The following is an 8,618-nucleotide window of genomic DNA, read 5'->3' on the forward strand; positions in this document are numbered from 1 at the left end:
CTTCCGGCCGGGCACCAACCTGAAGGCCTGGCTGTACCGGATCCTGACGAACTCCTACATCAACACCTACCGCAAGCGGCAGCGCCAGCCGCAGCAGAGCCCGACCGACGAGTTCACCGACTACCAGCTCTCGCAGTCGGCGGAGCACAGCTCGGCGGGTCTGCCCTCGGCGGAGGTGGAGGCTCTCGACCGGCTGCCGGACACCGACATCCGTGACGCCCTGCAGGCCCTGCCGGACGACTTCCGGATGGCGGTCTACCTCGCCGACGTCGAGGGGTTCGCCTACAAGGAGATCGCGGAGATCATGGGCACGCCCATCGGCACCGTGATGTCCCGCCTCCACCGCGGCCGCAAGCAGCTGCGGGAGGCCCTGACCGGTACCGCGCGGGACCGCGGGTTCATCCGCGGAGACGAAGCGGAGCGGACCTCGACCCGGTCGCGCGGAGCGAGTGTCGACGAGGGGGTGCAGTCGTGAGCTGCGGAGAGCCCCACGAGACCGACTGCGAGGAGGTCCTCGCCGAGGTCTGGCTGCTGCTGGACCACGAGTGCGGCGAGGAGCGCGACGCCCAGCTGCGGCGTCACCTCGAGGAGTGCGGGCCGTGCCTGGCCCGCTACGGGCTCGAGGAGAAGGTCAAGATGCTGCTGGCCCGCACCTGTGGCGGGGAGCGCGCGCCGGAGGAGCTGCACCAGAAGCTGCGGGAGCGCATCCGCGCGACCGTGCTGGAGCAGGCTCAGGTCACCGTCGAGCGGACGCCGTCGGGGACCGTCGTCGAGGTCAACCAGACCCGCGTCGAGACCTGGCGAACCTGACGAGAAGCAACCCTGCACCGTGAGCGACGGAAGGGCCCCGGAGAGAGTCTCTCCGGGGCCCTTCGTCGTTCGTGGGCACGGCGCCCACCTCAGCTGTTGGGGCGCTTGCCGTGGTTGGAGCTCTTCTTCTTGCGGTCCCGCTTCTGGCGCGCGCGCTTCGACATGTGGCCATCTTCCCACGAGGGTCGGGGGTCACATGAGGGCGAGGGCCGTCCGGTCGGTGGTTGGATGTCGGTCGTGGCTGACGAGATCCGCGCGGAGATGGTCGCGAACGTCCTCGAGGTCGTCGCCCGTGAGGGCACGGAGGTGGCCGACGGCGACACCGTCGTGCTCCTCGAGTCGATGAAGATGGAGATCCCCGTGCTCGTCGAGGGGGCCGGGACGGTGGTCTCGGTCGCCGTGAAGGAGGGCGACGTCGTGCAGGGCGGCGATCTCATCGCCGTGATCCGTCGCCCGTCCGAGGCGGAGTGAGTCCCGAGCGGGCCCGGCCGGGTTCTCCATGTCCACGCTGAGCTTCCTGCTCGCGACGCACACCGAGCTGTCCGGGGACGAGGTCGCACACCTGCAGCGGCTCGCCTCGGAGTGGCAGCTGCTCTCCGACCTGTCGTTCGCCGACTTCCTGCTCTGGGTTCCGGTGACGGTGCCGGACGGGCCCGACGCGGCCGCGACGGGCCCGGAGTCGGCCGCGACGTTCCTGTGCGTCGCCCACAGCAGGCCCACGACGGCGCCGACCGCGCACCCCGACGACATGGTCGGCGGCACCTCGTCGGCCGCCCAGCACCCGCAGCTGCTGCGGGCCCTCGGCGACGCCACGATGCGGCGGGAGGAGCAGCCGCGCTGGCACCGCGGCCGGTCGATCCGCCGTGAGGTGGTCCCCGTCGGCTTCGAGGGCCGCATGATCGCCGTGCTCGGCCGGGACACGAACCTGGCCGCGCCCCGCGTGCCGTCGACCCTCGAGATCTCGTACCTGGCGGTGGCGGGCGATCTGTGCCAGATGATCGCGGACGGCACGTTCCCGACCGCCGAGAGCGCCGACGAGGGGCGCTCCACGCCGCGTGTGGGCGACGGGCTGGTGCGGGTGAGCGCGGTCGGGACGGTGCTCTACGCCAGCCCGAACGCGGCGTCGGCGTTCCACCGGCTGGGGTGGGCCGACGAGCTCGTGGGCGCCGACCTGCCGACGGTGGCCCGCAAGGTCTCCGCCGACCCGTTCGAGGGCGCGGAGGTCGTCACGCTCCTGCGCGACGCGCTCGCCGGCACGCCGTCCGCCCGCGTCGAGGTGGAGAGCCGCGGCGCGACCGCAGTCGTCCGGGCCCTGCCGCTGCGCCCGCGCGGGGTCCCCAGCGGCGCGCTCGTGCTCGTCCGCGACGTGACCGAGGTCCGCCGCCGGGACCGCGCCCTGATGAGCAAGGACGCGACGATCCGCGAGATCCACCACCGGGTGAAGAACAACCTGCAGACGGTGGCGGCCCTGCTGCGCCTGCAGGCCCGCCGGACCCGGCACGAGGAGGCCCGCTCCGCGCTGGCCGAGTCGATGCGCCGGGTCGCCTCCATCGCACTGGTGCACGAGGCGCTGGCGGCCTCGGTGGACGAGCAGGTGGACATCGACGAGGTGCTCGCCGGCGTCGTGCCGATGATGAACGACGTGGTGCGGCCCGGCGCCGGGGTGGCGATGCGTCGCGAGGGGCGGGCGGGTGTGCTGCCTGCGGTGATGGCGACCCCACTCGTCATGGTCGTCACCGAGCTCGTCTCGAACGCCCTGGAGCACGGCTTCGGGGAGGGCACGACCGGCACCGTGCGGATCATCTCGACCCGCAGCGCGAGCCGTCTGCTGGTCGAGATCGTCGACGACGGCCGGGGACTGCCGGAGACGTTCTCCCTGGAGCGTGCTCCGGGCCTCGGCCTGCAGATTGTCCGCACGCTCGTCGACTCCGAGCTCGGCGGCACGCTCAGCCTCCGGCCCGACGCCGAGGGCGGGACCCGGGCCGAGCTGACCATCCCGCTGCCGCATCGCGGGGACCCGCGCGGCCGCTGAGGCTGCGTCGTCCGCCGGTGGGCGCGGAGCCCGGGAACGAACGAAGGGCCCTCCGGTCGCTCCAACCGACCGGGGGGCCCTTCGTTCAGATCGTGCGTCGTGCTCGACCGACCCGGGGCGGACGCGTGGGGAGCGAGCGTCCGCCGCCTGACGGGTCGGCGTGTGCCGGGCTCAGGCCTGCGCGTCGACCCGGACGCCGTAGCGCTTCATGGCGCGGCGCTCGTCCTCGTCGGCCCCGCCCCAGACGCCGGCGTCCTGTCCGGACTCGAGCGCCCAGCTCAGGCACTCCGTCATCGCGGGGCAGCGGCGGCACACGGCCTTGGCCTGTGCGATCTGCGAGAGCGCCGGGCCGCTCGTCCCGACCGGGAAGAACAGTTCCGGGTCCTCGTCGCGGCAAGCTGCTTCGTTCCGCCAGTCCATCGTGCTGATCTCCTCGCTGAGTACGCCTCGGGGTGCGCACCGAGTTGCGGTGGTCGTCGACGATTCCGTCGGGGTGGGAATCGCCCGGGGCCTCCAGCGGCCCCTCCTGCTGTATCTGGTCGTGCTGGGAGGTCGGTCCTGACGGTGATCCGGACCTGCGGCAACGTCGCCGTCGGCCGGACACTCGGCGTGTCCGCCTCCCTGCCCAGCGGTCCGCGGAGAGAATCTCTTCGCGTCCCGTGGACCCGGCCGAGCAGTTCTGCTGGTGCATTCCTGCCCGGCTCTCGCGGGGGATGTCCAAGAATCTGCAGGAGGATCGGCTCTGGATCGAGTCCCAAGCGGCTCGACGGGCAACGTCGGTCGGTGAGTGGAGATCGGCGGACCGTGACGGCTCGGTCACTGCGACGAGCGGAAAACGCCGCACGACGAGGCGTCGACCCGGGCGGCGGAGGGCGACGAGCGGTCGCTAGGATCACCACAGGAGCCCTGTGGGCCCGGATCCAGGCCCGTGAAGTCCCCCGATGGCCGGATACAGGGCCCGTTCGTCGGGTCACGGAGAGCGTCCGGCGGCTCGCTCACCGCGTGGACGTGACCTGGCTCACTTCTGCTAGACGACCACACGCAGCGCGTCGGGCACGGCGAGGAACTCCACGTCGCTGCGTCGCCCCAGGTGGTCGCCGTCGACCTGGAGGTTCACCGGCTCGTCCGAGACGATCCGCAGCGCGGAGACGTCGTCGGCGCGCAGGACCGAGTCCAGCTCCCCGAACCCGTCCTCTGACAGGATCTGGCGGACGATCCGGGCGATCGTCGGCAGGCCCAGGGAGCGCAGCCCGAACAGCCCCAGCCCGGTGTCGAACGAGCAGCCGGGGTTCGTGCGCACCGCGCGGCCACCAAGGTAGGTCCACGGATCGGTGTTGGACACCAGCGCGAGCTTGACGCCCTCGACCGGCTCCCGGCCCGGGATCTCGACCCGCAGCGACGGCGGCCTCGCCCGGGCCGTCGTCCAGCGGCGGATCGAGGTCGCCACGTAGCGGGACGGCGTCGCCTCGCGACCCCGGTCCCGCGCGTGCTCCATGGCGGAGATGACGTCGGCGTCCCACCCGAGCCCGGCGTTGAAGCTGAACCACCGCTCGTCGGCCCGCCCGAGGCCCACGGTGCGGCTGCGCCCGGCCGCCAGCGCCTCGAGGAGCTGGTGCGTGGCCTCCAGCGGGTCGCGCGGGACCCCGAGGGCGCGGGCGAAGACGTTGGCCGACCCGCCGGGCACCACACCGAGCGCGGGGACCCGCTCGCCGGGGCCGTCGACGAGCAGGCCGTTGAGGGCCTCGTTGACGGTGCCGTCGCCGCCGAGGACGACGACGAGGTCGACACCTTCGGTCGAGGCCCGCGCCGCGAGCTCCGCCGCGTGGCCCCGGTAACGGGTGGCCACCACCTCGAGCTTGACCTCGCTGGCGAGGGCGTGGGCGATGACGTCGCGTCCGGCTGCCGTGGTGGTGGTGGCCGAGGGATTGGCCACGAGCAGGGCGCGCACGGCACTCACCGTAGCGCCGGGCCCCCGGCGGTTGGGCCGGGCGTGGGGCACGGATCGCGGACGGCGGGGCGACCTAGGCTGGGGGTGTGTCCGGTGCGTCGACCCCGCCGCCCGCTCCCGGGGCGGCCGCGCCCCCGCGGTCGCTCGTCGTGGCGGCCCTCGGGGCGGCGCTGGAGGGCGCCGCGCTCCTCGTGGGGGGCGTCGTGGCGCTGATCGTCGAGGGCACCCCCCAGGTGTGGGGCTTCGTCGTGCTCCTGGGGGCGGGGGTCCTCGCAGCCGGGATCGCGCTGGCACGCGGCGCCCGGGGCGCTCGCGGCCCCGTCGTCGTCATGCAGCTGCTCGGTCTCGGCATCGCGTTCTACGCGGGGGTGACGAGCGGGCGCCCGGAGCTCGGAGTGCCGATCGCCGTGGTGTGCGTGGCGATCCTCGCGGGCGTGCTCACCCGCGCGGGGCGCGACTGGGCGGAGCAGTAGGCCCCTATCGGTCCGCCGGCGGGGGCGGTGGTTCGACGAGCCCGCCCGGGGCGTTGAGCAGATCGATGCGGTGGCTGCCCCGTTCGTGCCCCAGCACGGTCACCGACGCCGGGTCGAAGGCGAAGCCGACGCCCGCGGGGGGTGTGAGGCCGAGGTAGCGCGCGATGAGCACGCGGCCGGCGTGCCCGTGCCCGATGAGGACGACGTCGCGCTCGGCCAGCTCGCGGTCGGCGTCGGCGATCACGCCGTCGATCCGCTTCGCGATCTGCTCCGAGGTCTCGCCGTGCGGCACCGGGTGCGTCCAGATGGTCCAGCCGGGGTCCTCGGTGCGGATGTCGGGCGTGGTGCGCCCCTCGTAGTCGCCGTAGTCCCACTCGGCGAGGTCGTCGCGGGTCGCGTCCGGGCGCAGACCCGCCAGCGCGGCGGTGTCGCGGGCGCGGCGGCGCGGGCTGCACCAGACGACGGGTGGGGGCGGGTCGTTGCCGCGCAGCGTCGCGAGCAGCCGTCCGGCGGTGCGGGCCTGCTCCTCGCCGTGCTCGGTCAACGGGACGTCGGTACGACCGGTATGGCGACCGGTCCGCGACCACTCGGTCTCTCCGTGGCGCAGCAGGTAGATGCGCCCGACGGGACTCTCGCTCACCGCGTCTCCTCTCGAGGCCCCGACACACGACGCGCCCGTCCCGAGCCGGGACGGGCGCGTCGGGAGTGCGTCGAGGGCTCAGCCCTTCTTGGTCTCCCAGAAGATGTCCGAGATCTCGCCGATGTAGCCGAGCAGCTCGTCACCGGTCTTCGGGTCCGTCGACCCCTTCGTGCCGGTGGCACCCGCAGCCTTGGTGGCCTTGTTGAACAGCTCGTGCAGCTGCGGGTACTTCTCGAAGTGCGGCGGCTTGAAGTAGTCCGTCCACAGCACCCAGAGGTGGTGCTTGACGAGGTCGGAGCGCTCCTCCTTGATCTGGATGGCGCGCTCCTTGAACTCCGGGTCCGAGGAGTCCTGGTACTTCGACTGGATCATCTTGACCGACTCGGCCTCGATCCGGGCCTGAGCCGGGTCGTACACGCCGCAGGGGAGGTCGCAGTGCGCGGTGGCCTCCAGCTGCGGCTGCAGAACCCCCCGTCGCGTCGCTAGCCCCTGGTGGATGCTCGCGAGCAGTCCCATGTCGCCTCCCAAACTCCCCTCTGACGGGGAACACGGTGATCGTTCCGACCGCGGCCCAACCTACTCCCGTGCGAGCCGCCGGGCAGCCGCACGGACGTGACTGTCAACCGGTGTGGCGCCGGGCGGCACCGGGAACCATCTCCGCTGGTGAGGAGGGCCGTCGATGGTCATCGGGTGGATGCGGACGGCGTTTCTGCGCGTCGCGCGCGGGGTACCGCGCCGCGTCGCGGTCCGGGGTGGCTCGATGGCTCCCACCCTGCGCGACGGCGACGTCGTCCTCGCCGTCGGCTGGCTGCGGCCCGCCCAGGGCGCGGTGGCCCTGGTGCGCTGGCCGCAGCGGCCCGGGCAGCTCTCGGTGAAGCGGCTCGCGCTGCGGCTGCCCGACGAGGACCCGGACGGTGCCTGCTGGTTCGCCGTCGGGGACGCGTCCGCCGCCTCCACCGACTCGCGCACCCTCGGTCCGGCCGTCGCGCCCGCCGTCGTCACCCACCGTCTGTGGCCGTCACCGGGTCGTCTGCCGCGCCGCTGAGCCCGGCGTCCCCGGTGCGGTCACGTCTGCGCCAGGCCGCCGTCGACGAGGATCTCGCTGCCGGTGACATAGGCGGCCTCGTCGCCGGCGAGGAAGAGCACCGCGTGCGCGACCTCCTCGGGGTGTCCCCAACGGCCCATCGGCACGGCGTCGGCGACCCAGGCGTCGATCGCGGCCTGGGAGTCCGGGTCGTCCTGGGCGGTGAGCGGCGTCGCGATGCAGCCGGGCGTGACGGCGTTGACGCGCACCCCGCGGGCGAGCACGTCCTCGTCGAGGGCGAGCGTGCGGACGAGGCTGCGGACGGCGGCCTTGCTCGCGGCGTAGAGCGGATCGGCGGGGCGGCCCTTCGCCTCCGCGACGGAGCTGGTCGCGACGACCGCGCCGCCGCGGGCCATGAGTGGCAGGGCCCGGACGATCGTGGTGAACACGCTGCGCACGTTGGTGTCGAGCAGGCGGTCGACGTCGGCGCGGGTGGTCTCCCGCAGCGGTGGGGCGTCGGAGACCCCGGCGTTGGCGAAGAGCAGGTCGATGTGCCCGTGCCGTGCGGCGACGGCGTCCATCAGCCGGTCGACGTCCTCCTCGTGACACAGGTCGGCCGCGGCCGTCATCACCGGTGCCGGTCCGGGCATGGAGTGCCGGGCGACCTCCAGGCGCCCCTCGTCCCGGCCGACGATCACCACCGCCGCGCCCCGTGCGCTGAGCTCGGCCGCCGTCGTCCGTCCGATCCCGCTGCTCCCGCCGGTGACCACGGCCACCCGGCCCGTCCAGTCCATGCGATCCCTCCTCGGGTCATCTGCTCGCTAAGGTAAGTCACTTACCTTAGTGAGTCGTGCTCGTGCGGGGGAGGTCACCGTGATGGGATGGCGGGCGTGAGTGCGGCGAGCGAGCGGGTCCCGCTGCGGGAGCGCAAGAAGGCCGCGACGCGGGCGCGCATCCTCGAGGTCGCCGAGCAGCTGTTCGAGCGGCGCGGGTACGACGACGTCACCGTCGCCGAGATCGCGGACGGCGCCGACGTGTCGGTGAAGACGCTCTTCGTGTACTTCCGCTCGAAGGAGGACCTGGCCTTCGCGGACACCACCCTGCTCGACGCCCTCGTCGCCGCCGTGGGTTCCCCGGGGCGGAGTCCGGCCCGGGCCGTCGGCGAGGTGCTCGGGGCGGCGCTGGACGCATCCGACCCGGCGTCGGCGGGGATCGAGGGCTACTTCCGGCGGGCGGGGGACGCGCCCGCGCTGCGTTCGCGGCTCCTGCGGCTGTGGGCGGAGTGCGAGGACGCCGTCGCCGACGCCCTCGCCCGCGCGGACGGTCGCCCCGGCGCCGAGCCCGCCGACCGGCTGGCCGCGATCGCGCTCGTCGGGATCGTCCGTTCGTTCACCTCGCCGGAGGTCCGGCGCGCCGCGGCGCAGGCGGGCGACCCGGACGCCGAGACCGCCGCGCTGCGCTCGTGGCTGGGGGACGCGGTGCGCCAGGTGGAGCTCATGACGTCCGCAGGTCCCGGCCCGGACACCGTGGGGTCACGAGACGGCGACGGACGTGCTGGATCGGGTGGATCCCGGTAGCGCTCGGCACCCCCGCGGACGACGTTCCCGGTGACGCCCGGGGACGAGGTCACCCCCGGGGCGCCGACCCGGGGGGACGGGACGCGTGGGGGACGATCGTCGGTCGCGAGGGCG

13 protein-coding genes are annotated in these 8,618 nt (G+C 73.7%); 7 read left to right on the plus strand and 6 right to left on the minus strand.

The window, feature by feature from the left end; translation table 11 throughout:
* Together VGI02_RS25165 and rsrA are read left to right on the plus strand one after the other, a co-directional pair.
* Positions 1-475, plus strand: a 475-nt coding sequence (locus VGI02_RS25165) for a sigma-70 family RNA polymerase sigma factor (RefSeq protein ID WP_331632082.1), incomplete at its 5' end; no start/stop codon positions are given.
* Positions 472-810 carry a mycothiol system anti-sigma-R factor gene (gene rsrA, locus VGI02_RS25170; protein WP_331632084.1) on the plus strand — a complete coding sequence of 113 codons (339 nt, stop codon included), beginning with the start codon at positions 472-474 and terminating at the stop codon, positions 808-810. The genes VGI02_RS25165 and rsrA, both read left to right, overlap by 4 nt.
* Positions 811-899: 89 nt before the next feature.
* Here rsrA and VGI02_RS29185 read toward each other — a convergent pair whose 3' ends face one another.
* Entirely contained in the window at positions 900-974 is a 75-nt protein-coding gene (locus VGI02_RS29185; RefSeq protein WP_372460785.1) for a 50S ribosomal protein bL37, read from the minus strand.
* Positions 975-1,047: 73 nt separating this feature from the next.
* Here VGI02_RS29185 and VGI02_RS25175 point away from each other — a divergent pair, with 73 nt between their 5' ends.
* Positions 1,048-1,281, plus strand: a complete 234-nt coding sequence (locus VGI02_RS25175) for a biotin/lipoyl-binding carrier protein (RefSeq protein WP_414638377.1) — start codon at positions 1,048-1,050, stop codon at positions 1,279-1,281.
* Positions 1,282-1,309: 28 nt separating this feature from the next.
* The gene (locus tag VGI02_RS25180; RefSeq protein WP_331632088.1) at positions 1,310-2,842 is read left to right on the plus strand and encodes a sensor histidine kinase; all 1,533 of its coding nucleotides are present in this window, start codon (positions 1,310-1,312) and stop codon (positions 2,840-2,842) included.
* Positions 2,843-3,013: 171 nt separating this feature from the next.
* On the opposite strand, the gene VGI02_RS25185 is transcribed toward VGI02_RS25180, so the two are convergent.
* Together VGI02_RS25185 and VGI02_RS25190 are read right to left on the minus strand one after the other, a co-directional pair.
* Positions 3,014-3,262 carry a WhiB family transcriptional regulator gene (locus tag VGI02_RS25185; protein ID WP_331632090.1) on the minus strand — a complete coding sequence of 83 codons (249 nt, stop codon included), beginning with the start codon at positions 3,260-3,262 and terminating at the stop codon, positions 3,014-3,016.
* Positions 3,263-3,869: 607 nt separating this feature from the next.
* Positions 3,870-4,790, minus strand: a complete 921-nt coding sequence (locus tag VGI02_RS25190) for a diacylglycerol/lipid kinase family protein (protein ID WP_331632092.1) — start codon at positions 4,788-4,790, stop codon at positions 3,870-3,872.
* Positions 4,791-4,876: 86 nt separating this feature from the next.
* Between VGI02_RS25190 and VGI02_RS25195 the strand changes: the two genes are divergently transcribed.
* On the plus strand, positions 4,877-5,263 hold the full coding sequence (locus tag VGI02_RS25195; RefSeq protein ID WP_331632094.1) for a hypothetical protein: 387 nt from the start codon (positions 4,877-4,879) through the stop codon (positions 5,261-5,263).
* A gap of 4 nt (positions 5,264-5,267) precedes the next feature.
* On the opposite strand, the gene VGI02_RS25200 is transcribed toward VGI02_RS25195, so the two are convergent.
* Positions 5,268-5,903 carry a histidine phosphatase family protein gene (locus tag VGI02_RS25200; protein ID WP_331632096.1) on the minus strand — a complete coding sequence of 212 codons (636 nt, stop codon included), beginning with the start codon at positions 5,901-5,903 and terminating at the stop codon, positions 5,268-5,270.
* 78 nt (positions 5,904-5,981) lie between these two features.
* Positions 5,982-6,419 (minus strand): superoxide dismutase, Ni, encoded by a 438-nt coding sequence (gene sodN / locus VGI02_RS25205; protein WP_331632098.1) that lies wholly within the window; start codon positions 6,417-6,419, stop codon positions 5,982-5,984.
* A 244-nt stretch (positions 6,420-6,663) separates the two neighbouring features.
* On the opposite strand from sodN, the gene VGI02_RS25210 reads away from it, so the two are divergent.
* Complete coding sequence (locus VGI02_RS25210; protein WP_331632100.1) at positions 6,664-6,948, plus strand: S24/S26 family peptidase; 285 nt, start codon at positions 6,664-6,666, stop codon at positions 6,946-6,948.
* A 20-nt stretch (positions 6,949-6,968) separates the two neighbouring features.
* On the opposite strand, the gene VGI02_RS25215 is transcribed toward VGI02_RS25210, so the two are convergent.
* A complete protein-coding gene (locus VGI02_RS25215) occupies positions 6,969-7,721 on the minus strand; it encodes an SDR family NAD(P)-dependent oxidoreductase (protein WP_331632103.1) in 753 nt (250 codons plus the stop codon).
* Positions 7,722-7,808: 87 nt separating this feature from the next.
* On the opposite strand from VGI02_RS25215, the gene VGI02_RS25220 reads away from it, so the two are divergent.
* Positions 7,809-8,504, plus strand: a complete 696-nt coding sequence (locus VGI02_RS25220; RefSeq protein ID WP_331632105.1) for a TetR/AcrR family transcriptional regulator — start codon at positions 7,809-7,811, stop codon at positions 8,502-8,504.
* The last annotated feature ends 114 nt before the right edge of the window (positions 8,505-8,618 follow it).

This window comes from Actinomycetospora sp. (assembly GCF_036497245.1).
Taxonomy (GTDB): domain Bacteria; phylum Actinomycetota; class Actinomycetes; order Mycobacteriales; family Pseudonocardiaceae; genus Actinomycetospora.

Bases quoted from the DNA above. Each gene is read 5' to 3' on its own strand.
- VGI02_RS25180 (WP_331632088.1), top strand. From the start codon at position 1,310: ATGTCCACGCTGAGCTTCCTGCTCGCGACGCACACCGAGCTGTCCGGG.
- VGI02_RS25185 (WP_331632090.1), bottom strand. From the start codon at position 3,262: ATGGACTGGCGGAACGAAGCAGCTTGCCGCGACGAGGACCCGGAACTG.
- sodN (WP_331632098.1), bottom strand. From the start codon at position 6,419: ATGGGACTGCTCGCGAGCATCCACCAGGGGCTAGCGACGCGACGGGGG.
- VGI02_RS25210 (WP_331632100.1), top strand. From the start codon at position 6,664: ATGGCTCCCACCCTGCGCGACGGCGACGTCGTCCTCGCCGTCGGCTGG.
- VGI02_RS25215 (WP_331632103.1), bottom strand. From the start codon at position 7,721: ATGGACTGGACGGGCCGGGTGGCCGTGGTCACCGGCGGGAGCAGCGGG.
- VGI02_RS25220 (WP_331632105.1), top strand. From the start codon at position 7,809: ATGGCGGGCGTGAGTGCGGCGAGCGAGCGGGTCCCGCTGCGGGAGCGC.